General features: G+C 63.0%; 9 protein-coding genes and 1 tRNA gene. 3 read left to right on the forward strand and 7 right to left on the reverse strand.

Annotated features, from left to right (window positions below; all coding sequences use genetic code 11):
• Nucleotides 1–21 precede the first annotated feature (21 nt).
• From selA to IHQ43_RS14925, 3 genes are all read left to right on the forward strand, one after another.
• Nucleotides 22–1,428: an L-seryl-tRNA(Sec) selenium transferase gene (gene selA / locus IHQ43_RS14915; protein WP_192561089.1), complete on the forward strand. Its 1,407-nt coding sequence runs from the start codon at nt 22–24 to the stop codon at nt 1,426–1,428.
• Nucleotides 1,425–3,335 (forward strand): selenocysteine-specific translation elongation factor, encoded by a 1,911-nt coding sequence (gene selB / locus IHQ43_RS14920; protein WP_192565003.1) that lies wholly within the window; start codon nt 1,425–1,427, stop codon nt 3,333–3,335. The genes selA and selB overlap by 4 nt, the downstream gene beginning before the upstream one ends.
• Before the next feature lie 6 nt (nt 3,336–3,341).
• Nucleotides 3,342–3,437, forward strand: a tRNA-Sec gene (locus tag IHQ43_RS14925).
• Between the two features lie 9 nt (nt 3,438–3,446).
• Here IHQ43_RS14925 and IHQ43_RS14930 read toward each other — a convergent pair.
• The 7 genes from IHQ43_RS14930 to IHQ43_RS14960 form a co-directional block, all read right to left on the reverse strand.
• Nucleotides 3,447–4,691, reverse strand: coding sequence for an OprD family porin (locus IHQ43_RS14930; protein ID WP_425220305.1), 1,245 nt, complete (start codon nt 4,689–4,691; stop codon nt 3,447–3,449).
• Between the two features lie 138 nt (nt 4,692–4,829).
• A complete protein-coding gene (locus tag IHQ43_RS14935) occupies nt 4,830–7,451 on the reverse strand; it encodes a bifunctional diguanylate cyclase/phosphodiesterase (RefSeq protein ID WP_192561091.1) in 2,622 nt (873 codons plus the stop codon).
• A gap of 89 nt (nt 7,452–7,540) precedes the next feature.
• Nucleotides 7,541–9,637, reverse strand: coding sequence for a site-2 protease family protein (locus tag IHQ43_RS14940; protein ID WP_192561092.1), 2,097 nt, complete (start codon nt 9,635–9,637; stop codon nt 7,541–7,543).
• Nucleotides 9,637–10,995, reverse strand: coding sequence for an efflux RND transporter periplasmic adaptor subunit (locus tag IHQ43_RS14945; protein ID WP_192561093.1), 1,359 nt, complete (start codon nt 10,993–10,995; stop codon nt 9,637–9,639). The genes IHQ43_RS14940 and IHQ43_RS14945 overlap by 1 nt, the downstream gene beginning before the upstream one ends.
• Nucleotides 10,992–11,750 (reverse strand): efflux RND transporter periplasmic adaptor subunit, encoded by a 759-nt coding sequence (locus tag IHQ43_RS14950; RefSeq protein WP_192561094.1) that lies wholly within the window; start codon nt 11,748–11,750, stop codon nt 10,992–10,994. The genes IHQ43_RS14945 and IHQ43_RS14950 overlap by 4 nt, the downstream gene beginning before the upstream one ends.
• Nucleotides 11,731–13,266, reverse strand: a complete 1,536-nt coding sequence (locus IHQ43_RS14955) for a TolC family protein (protein ID WP_115077954.1) — start codon at nt 13,264–13,266, stop codon at nt 11,731–11,733. Before IHQ43_RS14955 ends, IHQ43_RS14950 begins: the two co-directional genes overlap by 20 nt.
• A gap of 30 nt (nt 13,267–13,296) precedes the next feature.
• A complete protein-coding gene (locus IHQ43_RS14960; RefSeq protein WP_192561095.1) occupies nt 13,297–24,642 on the reverse strand; it encodes a VCBS domain-containing protein in 11,346 nt (3,781 codons plus the stop codon).
• Between the last annotated feature and the right edge of the window lie 261 nt (nt 24,643–24,903).

The raw sequence follows: 24,903 nt of genomic DNA on the forward strand, positions 1-24,903 counted from the left end.
GTTCGATTTCGGGAGTGCCTGATGTCCGTGAGTGTTGCCCTGCGGTTACCGTCGATTGACAGCCTGTTGCGCCACCCCGCGTGCCAGCCTTTGGCCGAGCGTTACGGGCGCGGGGCCCTGTTGACGGGGTTTCGCCAGTTGCTGGATGACTTGCGCGAAGCGGTGGTGGCGGGGCAACTGACCACCCTTGAAATCAGTCCCGAAGCGCTGGCCGGAAGGGTCGCCGAACGTCTGGCGCTGAAGCAGCGCAGTCAGGTGCGCCGGGTGTTCAACCTGACCGGCACCGTGCTGCACACCAACCTTGGGCGCGCCTTGTTGCCCGAAGAAGCCATTGAAGCCGTGCAACTGGCGGCGCGCTATCCCTTGAATCTGGAATTCGATCTGGCCAGCGGCAAGCGCGGTGACCGCGACGACCTGATCGAAGGCCTGATCCGCGAACTGACCGGCGCCGAAGCCGTCACGGTGGTCAACAACAATGCCGCCGCCGTGCTGCTGACCCTCAACAGCCTCGGCGCGCGCAAGGAAGGCATCATTTCCCGGGGCGAGCTGATCGAAATCGGCGGCGCGTTCCGCATCCCCGACATCATGAGCCGCGCCGGCGTGCGCCTGCACGAGGTCGGCACCACCAACCGCACCCATGCCCGCGATTACGAAGCGGCGATCGGCCCACGCAGCGGCCTGATCATGCGCGTGCACGCGAGCAACTACAGCATTGAAGGTTTCACGGCCCGGGTGTCGACCTCCGAACTGGCCGCACTGGCCCATCGGCATGATCTGCCGCTGCTCGAAGACCTCGGCAGCGGCAGTCTGCTGGATCTGACCCGCTGGGGCCTGCCGGCGGAACCGACGGTGCGTCAGGCGCTGCTCGATGGCGCCGACATCGTCACCTTCAGTGGCGACAAACTGCTTGGCGGGCCGCAGGCGGGGGTGATTGTCGGGCGCAAGGACTTGATCGCGAAGATCAAGAAAAACCCGCTGAAACGCGCATTGCGGGTCGACAAACTGACCTTGGCCGCACTGGAAGCGGTACTCGGACTCTATCGCGACCCGGATCGTCTGGCCGAGCGTTTGCCGAGCCTGCGCCTGTTGTCCCGGCCGCAAGCCGACATTCTGACCCAGGCCGAACGCCTGCAACCGGCGTTGTCCCAAGTGCTGGGCAAGGACTGGACCGTCACGGCGATGCCGGCGCTGGGCATGATCGGCAGCGGCAGCCAACCGGTGGCGCGCCTGCCAAGCGCAGCGCTGTGCCTGCGCCCGCAAGTATCGAAACGCCTGCGCGGACGTTGCCTGCTGAATCTTGAAGCGGCGCTGCGCGCGTTGCCGATCCCGGTGCTCGGGCGTATCGATGACGACGCGTTGTGGCTGGATCTGCGGCAACTCGACGATGAACCGGCGTGGCAGGCGCAACTCGGGCAGTTGCAAACGTGATCGTCGGCACGGCAGGGCACATCGACCACGGCAAGACGTCTCTGCTCGAAGCGCTGACCGGGCAAACCGGCGACCGCCGCCCGCAGGAACGCGAGCGCGGGATGACCATCGACCTCGGTTATCTGTACGCAGAACTGGCGCCCGGCGCCGGGCTGACCGGTTTCATCGACGTGCCGGGCCACGAGAAATTCACCCACAACATGCTCGCCGGCGCGCAGGGCATCGATCTGGTGTTGCTGGTGGTGGCGGCGGATGACGGCGTGATGCCGCAGACCCGCGAGCATCTGGCGATAGTCGAGCTGCTGGGCATTCCACGGGCATTGGTGGCGATCACCAAGTGCGACCGGGTCGAGGCGGGCAGGGTAGACGAGGTTCGCCGACAGATTGAAAGCCTGCTGGCACCCGGGCCCTATGCCGAAGCACCGTTGCTGACGGTTTCCTGCGTGACGGGCGAGGGCGTCGATGCGCTGCGCCAGACATTGCTGCAGATAGAAGGCGAGGAGCGCAGTCGCTCAGGCGGATTTCGCCTGGCCATCGACCGGGCGTTCAGTGTCGCCGGCGCCGGGATCGTGGTGACGGGGACGGCGCTTTCGGGTTCGGTCGCCGTGGGCGACAAACTCAGCCTCGGCCCGGCGGGCAGAACCGTGCGGGTCAGGGGCCTGCACGCGCAGAATCAAGCCGCCGAACAAGCCTTCGCTGGCCAGCGCGTGGCCCTGAACATCAGCGCCGATCGCCTGGAACTCGGGCAGATCCATCGCGGCCAATGGCTGCTCGCCGAATGGCTGCATGCGCCGACCCAGCGGCTGGACATCGAATTTCGGTTGTTGCCGGGCGAACGGGTTTTCGAGCACTTCCAGCCGGTGCATCTGCATCTGGGCACGCAGGACGTGATCGCCCGCGTCGCCTTGCTGGAGGGGGCGAGCCTGGCACCCGGCGAGCGCATGTTTGCGCAACTGCTGACCAACGTCCCGGTGCACGGCGTCCACAGTGACCCGCTGATCCTGCGTGATGCCAGCGCTCAGCGAACGCTCGGCGGCGGGCGCGTGCTCGATCCCTTTGCTCCGGCCCGCCAACGCCGCAGCCCGGAACGGCTGGCGCAGTTGCGTGTGCTGGCGATCAGCTCCGAGCTGGAGCAGGCCTTGCCGACGCTGCTGGAATACAGCGAAAGCGGCCTCGATCCACAGCGTCTGGAGCGTCAGTTCAATCGCCCGCGTGACAGTTGGTCACTGCCGGACAACGTCCGCCTGATCGAAACCCGTCAAGGCCCGGTGCTGTTCAATGCGCAGCGCTGGGGGATGCTCAAGTTCACCCTGCTGGAGCAATTGGCGCGCTTTCATGAGCTGGAGCCCGATCAGATGGGCCCGGATCGCGACCGTCTGCGGCGCTTCAGCGGATTGAGCCTTGAGCGCGCGACCTTTATCAGCCTGCTGGAAGAACTGCTCGGCGCCGGTTCACTGGTCACCAGCGGCCCGTGGCTGCATTTGCCCGACCATCAAGTGCGCCTGAGTGCCGACGACGAAACTCTGTGGCAGGCGTTGCAACCGTTGTTCGAACAGGCCGGTTTCGATCCGCCGTGGGTACGTGACGTGGCAAAAATCGTCGACCAAGAGGACGCCACCGTCCGCTTGCTGCTGCGCAAACTGGCGCGCCTTGGCGTGATGCACCAGGTGGTCCGCGATCTGTTTGTCACCGACATCACGCTGCGGCAAATGGCGGCAGTGCTGCTGCGCCTCGCCGAAGAAAATCCGCAGATCGAAGTCACGGCTTTCCGCGATGCGCTAGGCTTGGGACGCAAGCGCAGTATTCAGATCCTCGAATACTTCGATCGGCTGGGCCTGACCCGGCGCGTCGGTGAAGGCCGGCAAATCCGCTCCGACAGTGCGCTGGCCAACCCCGGCGCGGACTGAGTTCAAGGAAGGCAATCGCGCCCGGTGGCGCGGCCGGGCTTCAAACCCGGTTGGGGACGGCATCCGTTCCCGGGCAGGTTCGACTCCGGCTGCCTTCCGCCATTTATCCCTTCAAAAGCCCAGCGGGTACTGGATCACCACGTAGATCCGGTCGATGTCATCGCCCGCCTGGGCGCTGTTGGCCCGGTGCGAAACGTGGGACAGCTGCACCGACAGATCCTTGGCCGCGCCGGACTGGACGATGTAGCGCAGATCGATGTCGCGTTCCCAATGTTTGCCACCGTCCCCTTGCTGCGGCTGGTATTGACCACTGTCCGCGTCGAACGGGTTATAGGCGCCGCCCTTGGGCGCGTGGGTGCCGTCGATTTGGCTGCCGGAAACGTAACGGGTCATGAAGTTCAGCCCCGGAATGCCGAAGGCGCCGAGATCGAGGTCGTAACGCGCTTGCCAGGAACGCTCGTGGGCGCCGTTGAAGTCGGCGTACTTGATCGAGTTGGCCAGGTAGATCGAGTCGCCGCCGACGAAATCGAACGGCGTGTCGCCATTGATGCGTTGCCAGCCGAGCATCACCGCGTGGGCGCCGAAAGTGTATTTGCCCGAGAGGCTGAACGCGGTGTTGTCGATGTCGCCCGCCAATGCCTGCCCGGTGTCGCGGGTGTGGTAGACGTTGGCGTCGAGCAACAGTCCGGACTGTTTGAAATGCAGGTTGGCGTAGTACTGGCGCCAGGTGTCGCTCAGGTCGGACGCATACAGGGCGCCGCCCACCGGGCTGTCACTGAACAGGTCGGTGCCGATAAAACTGATGCTTTCGCCTTGGGTACTGGCGCCATAGCCCTGAAAGTCGCCTTTGCCGGAGGAGCTGTCCTGGTTCCTGAACGCCGTGAAACGCCCGGCCACAACGCGCGCGTTTTCGATCTCGCGGCTGTCGAGCAGAAACCCCGTAGCGTATTCCGGTTGCAGGCGTTTGTCCGAAGTGTCGAACACCGGCGTTTCCACGGTCATTTCACCGAAGGCGAGGGTGGTTCTCGAGGCCTTGAGCTTCAATGCACCGCCGGCGCTGGAATAATCGCTTTCGCTACGACCGTCACTGTCCACCGGCAACAGTCCCGTGCCGGAATGGCCCTTGCCTCCATCAAGTTTCAGTCCATAAAAGGCGTGGGCATCGAGGCCGAATCCGACAGTTCCATCCGTGAAACCGGATGCAAAAGTGCCGATAAACCCTTGAGCCCATTCCTGTTTGTAGTTTTTCCCGGAAGGTGAGGGCGAGCGGTAGTCGTTGCTCAGGTAGAAGTTGCGGCTGAGCACTTCGGTCTTGGCGTCGTCGAGAAAACCACTGGCAATTGCCGAGTCGGCCATTGCGCAAAACAAGAGTGCCAGGGCGAAACGCGGTTGCAAGAAACCTTTCATGTGTCAGTGACCGGCCGTGAAGGAAGTCGCCGGATACTGAAGCAAACCGTCGTGCTGCGATTGAGCGGATGTGCTGCGTCAGCGTCCTCAGGTCACCCGGCCTTTTTGCTGCCCGGAAGGATCGACAGCGGCGGCTCTTGATGTGTGCAGAAGACGCGAGAAAGCCGCTTTGTCGATCGGACGACTCATGTAATAACCCTGCACTTCGTTGCATTGATCCTTGCCCAGGATGTCCAGTTGCTCTTCGGTTTCAACGCCTTCGGCGGTCACGGTCAGCCCCATCGCTTTACCCAGTCCGATGATGGCCTGCACGACCGCCCGATCATTGGCGCCGGTGCTGATGGACGCAATGAAACGTTTGTCGATCTTGATGCCGTCGAACGGGTAGGCACGCAGATAGCCAAGGGAGGAATAACCGGTGCCGAAGTCGTCCATGTTCAGCCGCACACCCAGTTCCTTGAGCGCGGTCATGGTGGTCAACGCGCCGTCGGTGTCGTTGAGCATCACGTTCTCGGTGATTTCCAGTTCCAGTCGGGTGGCCGGGAAGCGAGTGCCGACCAGCACCTGGCGTACATCTTCGACCACATCGCTGATTGCAAACTGCGCAGGTGACAGGTTGACCGACAGGAGAATGTCCGTCGGCCAGGTCAGTGCCGTTTCACAGGCCTCACGCAGGACCCAACGGCCCAGTGGAACAATCAGGTCTGTCTGTTCGGCCAGCGGAATGAACACATCCGGGCCGAGCAACCCTTTTGCAGGATGCTGCCAGCGCACCAGTGCCTCGACCGAGACGATTTCCTTGCCATCGACCTTGTATCGGGGTTGATAGTGCAGCAAGAACTCATTGTTCGTCAGGGCGCTGCGCAGTTCATCCTCCATCTGCCGGCGGGTCTGGATCTGATCGCTCATGTGCGCTTCGAAATAGCACCAGGTGTTCTTGCCTTCGGATTTGGCCTGATACAGCGCAATGTCCGCACAACGGATCAGCTCGCTGGCGACGTACCCGTGACGCCGGCTCAGGGCGATTCCGACACTGGCGCCGATATGCAACGGTTGCTGTTCGAAGAGGATGGGCTGATGCAGGCTGCCGATCAGGCGTGTGCAGAATTTGTCGATCTCCTGATGCGTATCCATGCCGCAGAGCACAACAACGAACTCGTCACCGCCCAGACGGGCGACGATATCGTGGTCGCGCGTGCATTCACGCAGGCGGCCGGCAACCTCTTGCAACACAGCATCGCCAGCCGGGTGCCCGAGCGAATCGTTGATCGGCTTGAAATTGTCCAGGTCAATCATCAGCACCGATAAAGGCGGGGCGTGCTCCTTGAGTAACAGGGCGTCATCCAGATAACGCGACAGTTTGTTGCGATTGGGCAGGCCCGTCAGCGCATCATGCAAGGACAGGTGCTGAATCTGGGCATGTGCAGCGACTTCATCGGTGATATCGCTGGCCGTGCCGCGATAACCGACAACTGCCGCACTGTTCACGATAGGCCTGGCCGAGAGCCGGCAATGGCGCTGTTGATCCTTGCGGTCACGGTAGGTGCAGCGCAGATCGCTGGCGTTGCTCTCCTCATCGAGTTTTTTCAGCCACAGATCCAGTGGAGTGGTGTCGCAGGCCAGCAAATGCCCGATGTGTTTCCCGATCCACTGAGCCTGCGGGTAGCCGGTGACCGCACTGAACCGGGTCGACAGATAGGTGATGGACAACGCTTCATCCACTTCCCAGATCCAATCGGACGCCGCTTCGGCCACCGCCCGGAAGCGCTCTTCACTGGCTTCCAGTGCGCGGTTGGACGCCAGCAGTGCCTGATTCGAGGCCTGCATCGCTTCAAAGCTGTTGTCGACATAGCGCGAGGAACGCAACGCATGGCGAAAGAACCAGGCCGTCAGCGCCATCAACACGATCAAAGCGGAGCCGAGGGTGGGCAACAACGACCACAGCAGATGCAGGCCCGGTCGCTCCAGATCCGCAACGAGGCTGTATCCGGTGCTGTCCAGCGCGACGCGGGGCTGGCCCGGGTCGATACTATCGTCCGGTGCCAGCGACAGATTGTTCAGCCCGTACCCGCTGCCGATCTTGCGCAACTTGGTGGGCGTCAGCTTGTCGACGAATACCAGCACCGAGGTCCTTTGTGGATCGCCCACCGGACGCTCATCATTGGGAAGGATCGCCGCTGCGGTGACCAGCGCCGGCCAGTCTTCGAACAATGAATAAGTACTGACGGGTTTGGTCAGGTCGGGCTGGTTCTGCACTTGCTCCACCAGACTGTTCGCCGAAAGCTGAAGGAACTGGGGCATTTGCGCATCGAGCATTTGCCCGCGAACGACGGCGTATTTGGTGCGTTCCCGATCCAGCACGAACAGACCGTCATAGCCGTCGCTGGTAAACAGGGTCTTGCCCATGTTCTGCTCGGTGTACGCCCAGTTCGTGTCGACCGTACCGCTCAAACGTTCATACGCTGTCGTCCAGTAGGCGTAACTGGTGATGTAGTTCTTGGATGCGGTAATCCGGTTTTCCAGCGCCCGGGTCGAATAGAACCGCACGTCATTGACGTCATCCTCATCCAGTTGAGTGGCAATGCCGAGCAACGCAGCGGTCGCCGCCATCACCCCGGCAATGAACAGCGCGCCCACCGCAATGGCCAGACGCCGGGTAACAGAGCCCTGCAGGGTGGGTAACGACGTCGCACGGCTGGAGATGTCCATTTGCTCGTCCTTGATCCGGTACTTCTTCAATCTAGAACATCGCCAGCCTCGGGATGTTCAGAAGATGTGCGAAACGTATGTCGAACAGGTCAAAACCCACTCTCGCGCATCAACACCGCCAACACATACGTGGCCCCGTCCCCGAGCAGGCTACGGCGTTCACCCTCGATTTTCAGATGGCCACGGGTCTCGCGCAGGCTCGGCGTGGCCTGATCCAGCTGGATCAGCACCTGAAACAGCGCAGCCGCAGGGGCCAGCGAATGTTCCTTTGACGTGGTCTGCACCGGCCCGCCAAACTGCGACGAGAGCATGCGGTGGGACAGCTGACTGGCTCGGGTGCTGCCGATCGCCAGTACCCGGCCGCTGATCGGGGTGACCTGGCCGTCCGGGTAAAAGCGCACGTGATCGCCCACGCTCATACGGTGCACCTGATCCTGCGCGACATAGGCGTCGACCTGCCAACTGCGGGGATCGATCAGGATGCCCAGCGGTTCTTGCCGGCCGATCCATTGACCGGGTTTCCAGTCCGGATTGACGTCCAGCCACACACCGGCAAACGGCGTTTGCAGGTTGAGCCGGGCGATTTCCGAGCGGGCCGCCCGGGCTTCTTCGAATTGCACATTCAGCCGCTCGCGGGTGGCGGCGTCCTCAGCTAGTCCGCCGGGGTCGGCAATCAGCCCGGACAACCGCGCCTCGTAGCTGCGGGCGTTGGCTTCGCTGCTTTGCAGGCGCGAGGCAATGTCCGGTTCATCCAGCACGGCCAGCGTCTGGCCGGCCTGTACCGGCCCCGCCGGGTGAATCGATTGCAGCCGCGCCGGGTAGGGCGCGTACACCCGCAATTGATGCTCGGCGCGCGCCACGCCGACGGCGCCGATCTGCGTGCGCCAAGGGATCGCCAGCCCGACCAGAATCAAACCGAGCACGGCATAAAACACGACCTTGCGCAGGCGCGGGATGGCGGCACGACGGGTCCACCAATGGCCGAGCTCGCGCACCACCGGCAGGGCAATGAACCAGGACAGTTCGACCATGAACAGGATGATCCCCAGCAATTTGAAAAAGAACAGGTAGACCGCCAGCGCGATCCCCAGAAACAGCACCAGCCGATACAGCCAGGTGACGATGGCAAAGGTCACCAGCAACCGCCGCTGGCCGGTCGGGAAAGACTCTGGCCAGTCTTCCTGCAAGCCGAGCAGATTGCGCCGCAGCGCCACCCGCGCCAATGCCGAGGAGCGCTCGTGCAGATTGGGGAAGTCGAGCAGGTCCGAGAGGATGAAATAGCCATCGAAACGCATGAACGGGCTGGCGTTCAGCGCCAGTGACAGCAACCAGCTGGTGGTCGCCAGATACAGCAAGGCATTACGCAGGGCGCCCGGATCGCACAGCGCCCAGCCCAGGGTCGAGAGCCCGGCCAGGGACAACTCGGTCACGATCCCCGCCGAAGCGATGGCCAGCCGCTGGCGGGAGCGGCTGAGTTTCCAGCTCTCGCCGGTATCGGTGTAAAGCATCGGCCACAACACCACGAAGGCAATGCCCATGTGTCCGACGCGCAGGCCAAGGCGCGTGGCCACCAGCGCATGCCCCAATTCATGCAGGGTTTTGGCGACGATCAAGGCCAGGGCAAAGCTGAACAGGCCCTCGGTGGAGAACGACTCCACGACTGCATGGGTAAAGACGTCCCACTGTTGCAGCACCAGCACGATGCCCAGCAGGCTCAAGCCGAACACCAGCAGGCCGGTGATCGGGTGAAACAGCCAGCCCAGTGCCCGCGCAAGTCGCTGCAACGGCACTTGCGGGCGTAACAACGGAATGCGGAAAAACAGGTAATGGTGCAGCCACCAGTTCCAGCTCAGCCAGGTGCTTTCTTCACTTTTGGCCTGCAGACGCTCCAGCGCGGCGGGGCCGGCCCGCAGTAACTGGTGTTGTTCGAGAAACTGGCGAAAGTCCAGAACCTGTTCGACATCCGGCTTGAGCGCGGTGCGTTCGGCGATTTGCGTGCAGATCTGCCGCGCCGATAGCCCCCAGCGCAGCAGGCATTCGAATTCCAGCCAGCCGATCCGGTAGAAGCGGTTGATGACGGTGTCCTGAATCACCCAAGCCGGTTCGCCATCACTGCCATGGGCGGCTTCGCTCAGACGCAAGTCCTCACGCAGCGGGGGCAGGGGCATGTCGGCCGGTTCGAGCATTACCAGCCACTCCACGCTCGCAGCGTCGCCAGCGGTCGGCGCAGCAGGTAATAACCGAGCATCACCCGGCCACCGTACAGTTTGGCGGTGCCATGCAAACCGAGGCGGGCGTGTTCCGGTTTGTCCTCAATACTGGCCAGCAAGCGATAGGCGACCACACCTTCGTCGCTGGGGCGTGCCTGATAACTGGTTTCAAGGATCTTGCCCTTGAGCGGTGCCAGCGGGTACGCCGTCAGGAACAACGTGACTTCTGCGCCTGGCTCAAGCGCAATCGCGTCGGCCACGGCCAACTGGATCTGCATGGCCGGCTGTGCGGGGTCGGCCACTTGCAGGATGCGCTCACCGGTCACTACCGGTTTGCCGAGCCAGTCGTTGGGGTCGCTGAAAACGGCGACGCCGGCGCGGGGCGAAAGTACCTGGGTGCGTTTCAGTTGAGCCTGCACGGCCGCGAGTTCCGCTCGACGCTGTTGCGCGCGGCCGTTGAGCAAGGTGAGTTCGCCTTTGCTTTGCGGGTTGTCGAACGCCCGCTGACTGGCCGCCAGCAACTCGGCCTCGGCCACAGCGACCTCCTTGCCCAGCACGTCGGCGCGACTGCGCAGGGTGGTTTCGTCCAGTGAAAACAGCGGTGTGCCTGCCTCGACCGGCTGATTGGGGCGCACCTGAATCTGCGCGATCACACCATCAATCGGCGAGCTGATGATCTGTGCCTGGCGCGAGACGATTTCCGTCGGCGCCAACGCGGTCTGCCGTACTGGCACCAGCAGCAGGGCAGCCAGCACTACCAGGCCGAGCAACAGTTGCCGGCGACTGAGTCGCCAGCGGCCGAAGTGTTTTTTTCGGGTCAGGGCGGACCAACAGTAAGCCCAGGTCTGCACCAGCCCGCCGAGGTGCTGGCGCAGCACCACGGGCGGTTCCTGTTCGAGCAACAGCAGCAACAGGCCCAGACGCCGGTCGTCGCGGTCATGCAAGGGCACGCACCACACGCCGGTTGGCCACCATTCGCCCCAGCCTTCGCTGATGTCGTCAGGTACGACGGCGGTGTCCTGCGTCACCCAGACCGGGTTGCCCTCCGGAACCTGAGAAGCCACCCAGCGACTGGCCCGTCGCAGCCAGACCAGATAGGGCGAGTCTTCACTGGGCCGCGACAGGCCGGACACGCTCAGCAGCTCCAGCGACGAATCGTGTCGGGCAAAAACCAGCGCCTGATGAAATGCCAGCAGCGGATACAGGTCGTTGGCCATGCTGAACGCCAGGGCATTCAGCGAATCGGCGGCCATCGCCTTGTCACGCAGGGCATCGAGTTCCAGCAGCAGCTGCGGATGGGGGAGGGAGTGAGGCAGCGGTTCATTCATGGTCATGGCTGAACATCTGGGCTCAGGCGAGCCGTGCCACTCATGCCGGCCATCAGATCGGGGGACTTTTCATCCAGACGCGCTTCCAGTTCCACCGTCTGCGCCACCGCATCAACCCGCGAGTTGATCGCACTGACATGGGCCGGGTAGGTCTTGCCGGTTTCATGAATGCTCACTTGTAACGGCAGGCCGGGCTTGAGGTTTTTCAGCAGATTGGAGGGCACGTTGAGGCGCACCTTCAAGGCACCATCGCTCACCAGATCGAACAATGGCGTACCGGCCGTTACGGTCTGGTAGGGCTTGACGTAGACCTTGGCCACACGCCCGGCAAACGGCGCCTGCACCTGGCAGTAGCCACTCTGGGCCACGCCCATGGCGCGGGCACCGTCGGCCTTTTGCACTTCGGTATTGGCCATCGACACCTCGATGTCACCCACCGCGTTGAGTTGACGCAGTTGCTTTTTCGCCTCCAGGTTCTGTTTGGCCATGGCCAGCTCTGCGGCCGCGACTTTGCTGCGGGCTTCGGCTTCGCTGCAGTTGAAGCGCGCCAGCAGCTCGGATTTCGCCACGTGTTCGCCGAATCCGGTCTTGAGCTCACCCAGCGTCCCGTTCATCTGGCTGGACAAGGTGGTTTCCAGTTCGGCGGCCAGCAACACGCGAATCGCCGTGGCGCTTTCCACCGGTGCGTCCTCGGCCTGAGCGCCCAGGCTGACCGCCAACATCAACAACAACCATCGCGAATCAAGGGCGGGTCTGGACATTCGGCATTCCTTGCTGGGTGACGAGCAGGCGTTGCTGCTCCTGTTCGTTCAACGTGCGCTGGATTTCCCGGGCCAGGGTTTTCACGTCATGTTTTTCGATTTCTTCGGGCAGCACGTCCAGGCCCACCGAGTTGTACAGTCGCCCCCAGGCGGCCTGAGCGCTGGAAAATGCCGCTTCACGTTGATAACGCGAGAGCAGATAGCGGCCTTCGGCACGGATCACTTCCAGCTCCGAACCCAGCGCACCGGTCCGGGCCGCTGTCGCGTAGTCCAGCAGGCTGCGGTCGACCCGCAGGCTGTCCTCGGTGAACGCAACTTCCTGGCGCGCCAGTTGATAGCGCAGGGTGCCGACGCGCACTTGCGTGAGGATCGCCATGGACAACGCCACACGCCGGGTGTCATCGGTTTCGCTCTGGGATTTCTCGGCCGCATTGAGCGCTGGCAGTTGCAGCAGGCGCAGCAGGTTCATCGAGACCTGCAGGCCGGTGCCCATCCAGTCGTTGTTGTAGAGGTATTTGTTGGAGTCGTACTTGTAGCCGAAATCGACACTGACGTTCGGCCACAGCTGCGCCTTGGCGATGTCCAGGTCTTTCTGGTTGACCCGTTTGCGATACCACTCTTCCATGATTTCCGGGCGGTGCTCGAGGGACAACTGCTCAAGCTGCGCCATGCTCTGGCGAACTTCCGGCAAGACCGGTTCGGCACCGTCGGCGAGGATCATTTTCGAACCCGGCGGCAGCGACATCAGCGCCGCCAGTTCAGCCTGGGCAAACTCCAGATCCTGACGGCGCACGGTCAGCAGATAGATCGAATCGAGCAACGCGCGTTGATAGGCGAGGATTTCCTGGCGCGGCAACAGCCCACGGTTCTCCGCTTCCCGGGCCGATGTCAGTGCGGTATTGGTGCGCATCAGCAACTTGTCCACTTCAGGCATCAGCCGCTGCGCGCCGAGGGCTCGCCAGTAGGCGTTGCGCACGTCCTGCAGGACGTTCTGCGCGACTTTGCGCCGACGCTCTTCGGCCATCAGGATCTGATCGGACTTTTGCTGGGTCCGGTAATAGGCCACGCCAAAGTCCAGCAGGCTCCAGCTCAGGCCCAGGCCATACAGCTCGCGATAACGCTCTTCGGAGGTCGATGAACGCAAGCTGACCTGACGATCCTCGATGCCGATGGAGGTACCGCCGGAGTCGTTGTTACGCCCGGCGTACCCGGCCGAAGCCACCAGCCGGGGGAGCATTTCGTGGCTCGACACATCGCGCAGGTCCGACGCCAGCGCGCTTTCCATCAGTTTGAGGCGATAGTCGAGGTTGTATTTCAGCGCCCGGGCCGCGGCATCGTAAAAAGTGATGGGCGCGGTGACCGGTTCCTGTCCCGAGTACATCCGCGACTGATCGGCCAGAATGCGCTGGCGGTTTTCTTCGTCGGTGGAGGGCTTGGGCTCCAGGGACGAGCAGGCACTGAGCAACAGTGCGGAAGCGATGGCAGTACCGAGAAACCTGGTCGCGGTTTTAGGCATGTTCAATCCTTTGTATTTTTTTGCGTTCATTCATTCGGTCCGGCCGTCGTCACCGCCGCGCTGGGCGGGGTGCAGCCGCTGGGCGGCGTTGCGCAACTGGGCGCTGAAACCTCTTGCCGGGCGCTGTTCCTGATGAGTTTCAGTGTTTGCCTGGCCTCGGGTCATTTGCGCCGGGTCAATGGTGAACAGCGACGGATCGCTGAGCAGCCCGTCGGCGCTGAGGCTGGTGCGCCCCTGACGCCCGAGAATCCACGCCAGGTCGAGGTCACTTTCAGCACGGCTGGCGCGCACGGCCTGAGACACAAACTGCCCTGGCACCAGGCCGAGCCCTGCACCTTTGGATTCGCTGGAAAACTCGCCGACGCTGGCAATGCGCAGATTCGCGCCGCCCGCGCCCCAGGTCGAGACCTCGAGCAGTTGCGCCTCGCGCTCGACCACCGGGGTGATGAAAACCGCCGGAGTGGGGTCTGGCAGCAGCAGATTGCGGTGGCGACTGCTCGGGTCGTTGTCGAAAAAGTTGCCTTGCGGCGCGGCGATGAAAGGCGTGGCGATGTCCAGATTGATCACCAGTTCGGCCTGGTCGCTGGCGCCCGCGCGATCATTGATGGTGTAGGTGAAGATGTCGCGTAACACCTGGCCCAGTCCGGCAGCTGCCAGCACCTGCGGGTTGTTCTGGTCGATGGTGTAGGTGTAGCTGCCGTCGGCGTTGATCACCAGGGTGCCGTACAGCCCGACGATTGGCTGGCCGATGACTCCGAAGGTTCCACTGCCGGACTCGGCACCGGTACGGATCGCGACTACTTGCAGCGCATCGTTGCCGTCCACGTCGCTGTCGTTGGGCAACACATTGCCGGTGACTTGCGGCGCAGGCGTCTGGTCGGTGGCGATCGCGCTGTCGTTCTGCGCCACCGGTGCGTCGTTGGCCCCTTGAATGACCACGGTCAGGCGCGCGTCCGACGTGGCACCGGCGGTATCGCGCATGCGGTAGGTGAACGTCTCGCTGAGGGTTTCGCCGGCCGTGCGCAAGGCCTGCACCAAAGGATTGCCGTTGTCGATCACGTAGGTGTAGCTGCCGTCGGCGTTGAGCGTCAGTTGGCCGTAAAGGCCGATCAACACCTGACCCGCTGCGCTCGACTGGCCGCCGGCGTTGCTGACACTCACCACTTGCCGGCTTTCGCCGTTGGCGACGCTGTCGACGTCGGTGTCGTTATCCAGCAAGTTGCCCGTGGCATTGCTGCCGGGAGTGCCATTAGCGACGCCACCCGCTTCCACGGCGACTGCGCTATCGTCTCGCGCCACTGGCGTGTCGTTGCGTCCTTCGATGGTAATGCGCAGCTCGGCAATGTCGGTTGCCCCGAACCCGTCACGCAGGGTGTAGCTGAACACGTCGGTGAGGGTCTGGCCACTCAGACGCAGGGCCTGGACTTCGGCCAGGTTGTTGTCGAGTTCGTAGTGCCATGTGCCGTCGGCGTTCAGTGTCAGGTCGCCATAACGACCGCGCAGAACGGTGCCCAACGTACCGGCAGTGCCGTTTTCGTTCAGACCACCGGTGCGCAGCGCAGAGACGGTGAGGGTGTCGCCCTCCAGATCCGTGTCATTGCCGATCACGTTGCCGCTCGGGTTGATGCCGCTCTGGCTGTTGTTTAGTCCGCCGGCCTCGACCGCAGTGGCATTGTCGGTGTTGGCCACCGGCGCATCGTTGCGGCCACGGATGATGATGTGGATTTCCGCCAGATCGCTTTGCCCGCCATTGTCGGTAACGCGATAGGTGAAGCGTTCGTTGAGAAACTGCAACGGGCCCAGCGCCTGAATGGCCGGGTTGCTGGAGTCGATGATGTAGGTGTAATTGCCGTCGGATCCGATGATCAATTGGCCGTAGAGGCCGTTGATCAGGGTGCCATTGGTGTTGTCGGTGCCCGGACTGACAGCATCCAGCGCGCCGCCGGCCGCTTCGGTGCCGAAACGGATGCCGGTCACGGTCTTGCCGTCGCCGGCATCGACGTCGGTATCGTTGGGCAGCACGTTGCGGGTCGGATTGACGCTGTTGCCTGCGCCGTTGTCGGCCACGGCCACCGCGACATCGTTGGTGGCCACCGGCGCATCCCAGGCACCGTCGACACGGATGCTCAGTTGCGCGGTGTCCGTAGCCCCGACAGTGTCACGCATGCGGTAGGTGAAGGTTTCCACCAGTGATTCGCCGAGTTTCAAGGCCTGTACGGCCGCCAGATTGTTGTTGACCACGTAGCTGTAGCTGCCGTCGGCGTTGATCGTCAGCGTGCCATAGAGCCCGACGATCGACTGGCCGGAACCCAGCGTGGTGAAGGCGCCGCCGGCCGCTTCGCTGCCGGTACGTACGCCGGTGACGGTTTTGCTGTCGCCGGCATCCACATCCGTGTCATTGCTCAGCACATTGCCCGTCGGGTTGATACCCGGTGTGCCATTGAGATTGCCACCGGCCTCGGCAGCCACCGCGCTGTCGTCGACCGCACGCGGATTATCGTTGGCCCCGCGAACAATGATGGTCAGCGTGGCGCTGCTGGTGGCGCCGGCCAGATCGCGGATCTGATAGGTGAAGATTTCCGTCAACGTATCGCCACTGGTGCGCAACGCCTGCACTTGTGGGTTGCCGTTGTCGACGATGTAGCTGTAACTGCCGTCGGCATTGAGCGTAAGGGTGCCAAAAGCGCCGGTAAAAGCCGTGCCGATCACGCCCGTCGAAAGCCCCTGGCGAACGCCGATGACGCTGAGTCGTTCACCGTTGCCATCCACGTCAGTGTCGTTGGAGAGCACATTGCCTGTCGGGTTGATGCCCGCCGTGGTGTTGTTCAGACCGCCGGCTTCGATGGCGGTGTTGCTGTCATTCTGTGCGACCGGCGTGTCGTTGCTGCCCTGGATGGTGATCGTCAGGGTCGCGGAATCCTGCGCCCCCAAGGCGTCGGCCACGCTGTAGGTGAAGTTGTCCGCCAAGGTGTTGCCGGCTCGCAAGGCCTGGACGGCCGCCATGCTGTTGTCCAGGCGATAGCTGTAACTGCCGTCGGCATTGAGGGTCAGCCAGCCATAAGTGCCGCGCAGTTCAGTGCCCAACGTGCCGGCAGTGCCTGTGCCAGCCTCGGTGCCGGTGCGCACGGACGACACGGCGCGGGTTTCGCCGTAATCATGGGCGGGAAGGTCGCCGGGGATTTCACCGCCGTCGACATCGCTGTCGTTGGTCAGCACATTACCGGTCGGATCCAGTCCCGGCTGGTTGTTGTTCAATCCTCCGGCCTCAACCGCCGTGGCGTTGTCATCGGCCGCCACCGGGTTGTCGTTCTGGCCGCGAATCAGCACGATGATTTCGGCGCTGTCGATTTCCGGTGTCGGACCCACGCCGTCGCTGACGGTGAAGGTGAAACGCTCGAGCAATAGCTGACTGCCCAGGCGCAACGCCTGGACATCCGGGTTGTTGTTGTCGAGCGCGTAGCTGTAGGTGCCGTCGGGGCGAATGGTCAGTGTGCCGTACAGGCCGTTGATCACCGTACCGCCGGCCGCTACTGCGACTGGCGTTCCGGGATCGCCTTCGGCACCGGCCTTGATGAACGTCACGGTCAGCGGATCGCCGTCCGGGTCGAAAGCGTTGGCGGTGGCATCGCCGATCGGATCGACACCCGCAGTGCCGTTGTTGACGCCGCCACGCTCGGTGGCGATAGATATGACGTTCTGCGCCACCGGCGGGTCGTTGACACCATGGACGGTAATGACCAGCTGGGCGGTATCGGTCAGCCCGGCAGTGTCGATAACGCGATAAGTGAAGAATTCGGTCAGTGTCTGCCCCGGTGCCAAAGCCTGGACCGCCGCATTGGTGCTGTCGACATCGTAGAAGAAAGAGCCGTCGGCACCGATTCGCAGCGTGCCATACAGGCCAGCCACCACCGTGCCATTGGCCGATGTGGTGCCTGCCGTGACGCCGCTCAAGGTGTCGTTGAGCGGGTCGTAAGTGGCTTCGCTCTTGTTGATGACGCCATTGACTTTCAGTTGCTCGCTGGGGCGGTCGACCTGATCGACATCCTGGTCCACGCCATTGCCGCCCGGCTGATCAATGCTGCCCGGACGGCTCGGGAACAGGATCACGTTACCGCTCGGGTTGCTTTCCGTGGCATTACCGTTGGTGGACGCTGCCTGAGCCTGGGCCGCGTCGTCGCTGGCCACCGGGTTGTCGTTGGCGCCCTGAATCGTGATGCGCAACTGCGCCACGTCGTTCAGGCCGCCGGCATCGGTGACCCGATAGCTGAACACTTCGACCAGTTGCTGCCCGACACTCAGGCGCTGCACCGTGGTATTGGCGTTGTTGATCACGTAGCGGTAGGTGCCATCGGGGTTGATGGTCAAGGTGCCGTAAAGCCCGGCGATAGAGGTGCCGACTGCCACCGGACTGAAAGCGCCGGGTTGCGATTCCGCTACCGCACGAATGCCGGTGACGGTTTTGGTTTCGCCGTTGGCAAGGCTGTCGACGTCGGTGTCGTTGTCCAGCACATTACCGGTGGCATCGCTGCCCGGTGTGCCGTTGAGTACACCACCGGCCTCGACCGCCGTGCCTTGATCGTCGACGCCGACCGGGGTGTCGTTGGCGCCCTGAATAGTCACGGTCAGAGTGGCGGTGGCCGTTGCGCCGGCCAGGTCGGTGAGCACGTAGTCGAAGCGGTCGATCAGGGTCTGCCCGGCCAGGCGCAAGGCCTGGACCGCCGGATTGTTGTTGTCGACGATGTACTGGTACGCACCGTTGCTGCCGACGATCAACCGCCCGTACTGGCCAGTGATCGCCACCACGCCCTGCACGGGCGTCTGGATGCCGGAGCCGTTGCTCGGGCCGACCGAGGCGACGTGCAGTTGATCGGCATTGGTGGCGATGTCGACATCACTGTCGTTGGCCAGCAGGTTCCCGGTCGGATCGACACCGATCGCCGCATTGTTGGTGCCCCCGGCTTCGACGGCCGTCGCACTGTCGTTGACCGCCACCGGGGTGTCGTTGACCGGGTCGAGGATGATTTGCAGGGTGTCGGTATCGGTCAGTGAATCGCCGGCAGTGCCAGGCAGGCCATCGCCGTCGGCATCGCCATAGTTACCCTGATCGTTGCTGATCACGGTCAGGGTGTCGGTGCCATTGAAATTCGGATTGCCCAGATAGCGCAGGCTGGCCAGCGCGGTGTTGATATCCGCCAGGGTGCCGGTCAGGGTCAGGGTGGCGGTGTTGGCGCCGCCGACCGTGACGCCCGGCACCGTTGCCCCGAGAAACAGGGTGCCGTTGACCACCTTCAGAATCACGCTGACCGTACGATCGTTGACGTTCGGGTCTCGGTTGGCGTCGATGTCCGCGACACTGATGCCACCGATGTTGAGCACCACGTCTTCCTGGCCGTGCTGAGTGCCGGGCAGGGTGTTGACCGGTGCATCGTTCTGCTCGACGTAACCGGCGTTGGCGGCCTGGGTATCGGCATCGCCCAGTGTGATGGTGATCTGACCGAGGGTGCCGCCATCGCTGTCGATCCGCACTCGCAGGTCGCCCACCGGTTGCGGATAACTGACCAGCCCGGCGGGCACATCAATGCGGAACACACCGAGCGGAAGTACGCCGAAGTGATACTGGCCATTGCTGTCGGTGACAGTGGTGAATTGCAGATTGTCGGCAGTGGTTTCCAGCAGACCGTCGGCGCCGGCCCAGGTCAGGGTCACGGTTTGCCCGGCGAGTCCGGCGCCATCGGGTACGCTGCTGCCGGTGGCCGACGCGGTATCGTTCCACAAGGTACCGGTGATGACGCCGAGTCCTGCATTGTCGCGCAGGATGTACTGGTTCGGACCGACGGTGCTGCCGGTCCGCTCACCGTCGATGGCTCCGTCTGTACCGACGCTGTTGCCGCCCCAACCAGTGAAGTCTTCGGGCAGGCTGCTCCAGGTCAGGGTCGCGTTGCTGCTGGCGATGATCGAGGCGTTGGGTAGCGTGACCTGATAGACCACTTTGACCTGCGCACCGACATCCAGCTGATCGAAATTGACGCTGATCCCGCCTGCAGCACTGAAGCTGACACCGGCAGGCAGATTGCCCGGGCCGTAGAGCACGCCATTGATACTGACGCTGATCAGACTGTAATTGCTGCCGCCGGCAAAACTGTCGCTGACCCGTGTGTCGAAGGCCGGCAAGCCGCCGTTCTGGGTGAAACTCAGCTGGATCGTGGCAGTACCGGTGGTTCCGGACGGGTTGGGGTTGAAACCGGTGACTTGTTTGTCGAAGTTGCTGAAGCTCGGCTCGACGATTTTTTCGAAGACCGTGTCGCTGTTGGCGCGGCCGACCCCGTTGACGATTTCATGGGCACTGGCTCCGAGCAGGGCTCCGGCGGCGTTGCTGGCCTGGTTGGTGACGCGGACGTTGAACTCGATCACCACACCTTCGAGGTCGTCGTCGGAACCACCGCCATTGACCACATTGCCGAGGTTGAACGTGATCACCTGACTGCCGTCGGGATTGGTGACGATGGTCAGGCGGCTCGGATCAAACACGCCGTTGGGGCCCAGCCCCAGCAGATCGGGAGTAATCGGCAAGGCCTGCGGGCTGTTTTCATTGCCGTTGATGTTCAGCGTGCCGCCGACGATAAGGTTGGCATCGGTGGTCAGGCCGCCATCGGAAATGAAACCGATCCGCAAGGCATTCACCAGCGCATCCGGGGAGATGAACTGCAAGCCATTGGCCAGGGTGATCTGAACTTGATAATTGGGGTTGTTGCCTTCCGGAACCAGTACCACCACCCGATAGCGGATGACTTCGCCGATGGTCACGGCTTCCTGCGCAGCGGTGGTCGGTGACGGGGCAGGGCTGTCCGGCAGGCCGCCGACACGGGAAATCTGGATGGCCTGGGCCACGGGTATCACCAGCACCGAGCTGTTGCGGTAGTCATTGAGGGAGCCGCCGTTGATCGGCCCGTCGACCCCGGTACGCTCGCCACTCTGGGTGCCATCGAGGCTGGTCCATTGCACCACCGCAACGTTGGGAATCGTCGACTGCGCTGCGGCCGACGCGTTGACCACACCCGACAGGCTCAACACGATGCTGCCGCCCTTGGCGATGTCGATGTTGGCGCCGCTGGCGGTGCGTAACTGGCCGTTGACCAGTTCGAAGTCGATGCCACCGTTGTTGGTCGCGCCATTGAGGTACAGCACCCCGGTCAGGGTGATGTTGCTGAGCTGGGTCGGCAGGCTGTCGAAGAAACTGATGTCGAAGGCGCTGAAATCGTTGCCGCCATTGCCGTTGGACAGGGTGATGGTGAACGTCACAGTGTCGCCCTGATCGTAGCCTCCCAGGCCTGAGGTCGATGTCAGATTCTGAATCACCGTCAACGTCGGTTCGCGCACGGTCACGGTCGGTTGGCCACCACTCAGGGCAACATTGCGGTCCACTGCGACATTGCCGTTGGGCGTGTCACCGTCAGGATCGCTGAACACCATTTGCGCATTGTTCTGCAGGGACTTGCTGGCCTGGTTGGCAATCACGTTGTTGGCCACCAGTTGCAAACGGATGACGAAGGTGTTGTTGCCGGTCAGGTTGTCGGCGGTTGCGCCGGAGATGCTGAACGTCCAGCGCGCATCCACGCCATCAGCGCCCAGTGCGCCACCCACACCGGTGAAACTGCTGACCACAATGCTGCCAGCGAAATCGGCCCCGAGGGCGCCACTGCCGGCACGGGTGGTGATGATCTGGTAACCGAGGCCGCCGTTGAAGCTGGTGTCCAGACGCATGCCCGGCGGAATCAGGTCTTCGATGCGCAGAGTTTGCGTGTTGCCTTCGGGCAGGGTGACGACGATGTCGTAGCGCATGCTTTCGCCGATCACCAGATCGCTGCCGGTGGTGTGCGAGGCGCTGGAATCGCCGTTGTCCAGCGTGCCGCCGGCGAAGACCTTAGTGATCGTCGGCGCCGCCACCTGCTGGCTCGACAGATCGGTGAGGTCGACGGGCGTGAAGTCGGTGCCGCCGTCGACACTGGCGTAATTGCTCAAGGTTGCCGTGCTTTGCAGACTGCGGCTGGCCTCGATGGTCGAGCTGACCACCACGTCGTAGCTGATCACGACCACATTGGCGCCGCTGTTATCGGCCGCCGTGCCGCTACGGCCGGCGAGCAGGGTGGCCTGGCCGCCGGCATCAAGGAAGGTGATCTGATTGCCTGACACGCTGTAGTCGACGCCGAGCACCAACGCCGTGCCGTCGCCGCGATAAATCTGCAGATTGGCCGCCGCCAGACTGCCGCCGACAAAACTCAGGCCGGAGGGCAGGGTGATGCTGGTTCTGACGTCAAAGGCGCCGCCGCCCCCCGAGTTCTCGATAGCGGTGACCAGGCGCAACCGGTCGCCACCGTCGATGCCGGTGATATTGCCGTCCACCGCCGCCAGATCGGTTACCCGCCCGTTGAACGGAGAACCCGCGCTGCCTGGCGGATTCCAGCTGCCGGTGGTGTTGCTGACGGTGCCATTGGAGCCGGAGACCACACCATGCTTGATCGACAGCACCGGTTCGGCCACGGAAACAATGGCCACCACATCGGAGGAAATCAGCGTGCGGTCGGTGAGGGTGGTTTGCTGGCTCGATTGCGCCAGTACGTCCAGCGAACGCTGGTCGGCGAATGGTTGGTCGCCCACGCGCACGGTAAATCGCACGACAATACGACTGCCCGTAGTGGTGGCGGTGACGAAGCTGCCAAAGTCGAAAGTCACCGAGTTGCCGACGCCACTGGTGACGGTCAGTACGCCACCGACGTTGGTATTGCCGGGGCCGATTTGCCATTGGCCGGGATCGCCGCCGGTTCCCCAGGTCACGCCGGAGACGTCGAACAACGGCAGCGGCAGGTAGGCCGTGAGTTTGAACTGCTCGTAATCGCCAGTGACCAGGTCGTAGCTCAGTTCGAAGGTGACTTCATCGCCGGGCCGCAGCTCACCGTTGCCCGGAGGGGTGCCGTTATTGACCTCCACCAGTTTGATGTCGACCGTACTGGTCGGGATCACGCTGGTAGTGGTCGAGCCGTCGGTTTCGCTTTGCCCGGTCAGGTTGAAGATGTCCTGAAGAATCGTGCCATCGACCACGGCGCTGTTGCCCAGCTCATCGCCTTCATTGATTTCGCTGTGGGGGTTGCCCGAGGGCGGTTTGTAGCTCTGGCCGACGACTGCCGAGTAACTGAGTACCGCCAGCACCGCGCCTTGCAGCGTGTCATCGAACGCCAGGTCGCCATTGAGCCAGCCCCGGATGTTGGAAAACGCATTGCGCAGTGATTGGGCAATGTCGAAGACCATCGACGTGCTGCCGTCGGCGTTGGTGACCACACTGGTCACAAGCGTGATGGTCTGGGCCACGCCATTGAGGGTGACGGTCAGCGTCGGTGTCCCTGTGAGGATCTGACCGTCGCTGAGCTGATCGCGAATGAGTAACTGACCTTCGTTGAAGAAGTCCTTGCCGAACGCGAAGTAGTCGGAAATGGCCAGGTTCAAGGTGTACCTGAGGGTGTCGCCGGGGCTGATGCCGGTCTGGCCGATGTCAGTTTGCAACGTCACCTGCTTGAGCAAAGTGATGGACTTGGCAACAAAGTCGGTAGGCCGCCCGGTGCCGGAAAAGTCGATGGTCGTGTTGGGCGCGACCACGTCACGCGGATCCAGCGGCGCCCACTGGCCGGACGCGGTAGGCGCACCGATGTTGATGGTCACGGCGTCCCCGGTGACCGGATTGATGATCGGCTGACCATTGGCGTCGACCTCCGGCACATAGAACGCGACCTGGGTGCCGGTGGCGGCAGAAAGCGTGTCGTACTCGACGGTGAAGGCGTTAATGAACACCGTATCGGACGCTATCAGCGTGGCGATTTGTGCCGGATCGGTGACGACGGTGCCGTCGTGCAGCGTGATCGACGTCAGGCGACCGCCCGCACCCGGGGTAATTGCAGTGACCTGGACGTTATCCGGCAACGGTTGGGTGACGATGACATGGGTCAGGGTCTGGCCTGGTGCCGGGGTGACCGTCACCGTCAAGGTGCGGCCGTAGTTGGGGCCGGTCGCGGTTTCACCTTCGGGCGTGGACAGCGTCTGATCGAAACGGATCACCGTCGGATGCACGACAAACGCGACTGTGCCGGCTTGAATCAGCGCCGGGTCGCTGGTGGGGTTGTCCAGCGCATCGTTGCCGAACTGAAAGCCGCCACTGGCTCGAATCGTCAGGTCCGGCGTGCCATTGGAGAATGCCGTGTCAGCCAGATTGCTCAGACTGGCCGAGACCTGCACGGAAATGACCGGCTGATCTTTGGAAACGCTGGCGAACGGTAACTCGATCACCACCAGTTGGTCGCCAACCCGCATGCCGAAAGCGGCGGCGCTGATTCGCAGCAGATTGCCGCTGGCGTCCCGGGCCAACGGGTGCGTGGCAAAACCGCTGGCGTCGAAGTTCACGACATGGGTGACGAGGTTCTGCCCCAGGTAACTGGCGGAAATGAAACTCGCACCATCGTTGCCGTCCTTGCCGCTGGCGGGCATGAACAGCGTCAGGAACGGCGCGTAGCCTTCCTGGCCCGAGGTGTTGCTGAAGTCGACATTGAAGGTGAAACGGTCACCCAGCAATACATCGCTGCCGGTGGCCGGCAACGTGACGGTCGGCGCCGCGTCGGCCAATAACCCGTCGAAACTCGCCATGGCGGCGCTGCTGATGGCGATCGCCTTGTCGATGTCGCCGACCCGGGTTTCCAGCGCCCAGTCACCACCGGCCTTGCTGCTGCCGGTGTCATTGCTGGAAGCTGCGACGTCGGCACCGGTCCAGCGGGCAAGTTCGGTGACCAGGGTTTTGCCGGCGGCGCCGGCACCGACATCGCATCCGTAGAGTTGAATGTCGGCGCCCTGGGTCAGGTTGTTGCGCCACTGTTCGAGGGTCTGGCCGAGCTGGTCGATATTGTCGGAAGTGACCGTTCGATTGCCCAGCGTGAACTGACCGGCTGCGCCGTGGGACATGACCTGGATCGAGTCGACCTTGCCGAGTTTTGCCAGTGCTGCCGAAATCGCGGCCAGACCGTCTTCTCCGTTGTTCACTACAATCGCCGTGACGTTGGCCGGGAGCTGCGCGAGCAGTTGCTCGCGATTTTCGACGCGGCTGTCGAGTACCAGCAACGTGCGCGCCGCCGAAGGCGCCTGCTCTGTGGCGGGGCGGCCCTCGACGGGGCTGGCGGGGTGGGGCGCTGCGGCATCGGCCGGGGCGGCGGGATCGGCGTGATGTTGATCGGCGGCGGCAGAGGCGGCAGCGCCGTCAAACAGGATGCGCGGTTCCAGAGCCAGTGACTGGCGATGCGGGCGCAGGTGAGCCTTTGACGACTGAGCAATCGGGTCTTGCATTTGATAGGCCCTCAAACTGCGTGGTAAATCATTCCGTTGAAACCAGCCCACTTCAGGACAGGTTTAGCGTAGGAGTTTTTTGAAGATTTGCCAGAACAGGAACCGCCGTTTAGACGGACGAAATGACACACCAGGGCACGGCTTTTGGCCAGCATGGCTGAGGGTCGGGAAGGGCTCGTCGATTTTTGAAACGCAGGACCAGTCGGCGTCCTTGACCCGAAAGCACAAGACTTCACGCTCAAAAACCGGATAATGGCGGCC

It is taken from the genome of Pseudomonas gozinkensis (genome assembly GCF_014863585.1).
GTDB classification, from domain to species: domain Bacteria; phylum Pseudomonadota; class Gammaproteobacteria; order Pseudomonadales; family Pseudomonadaceae; genus Aquipseudomonas; species Aquipseudomonas gozinkensis.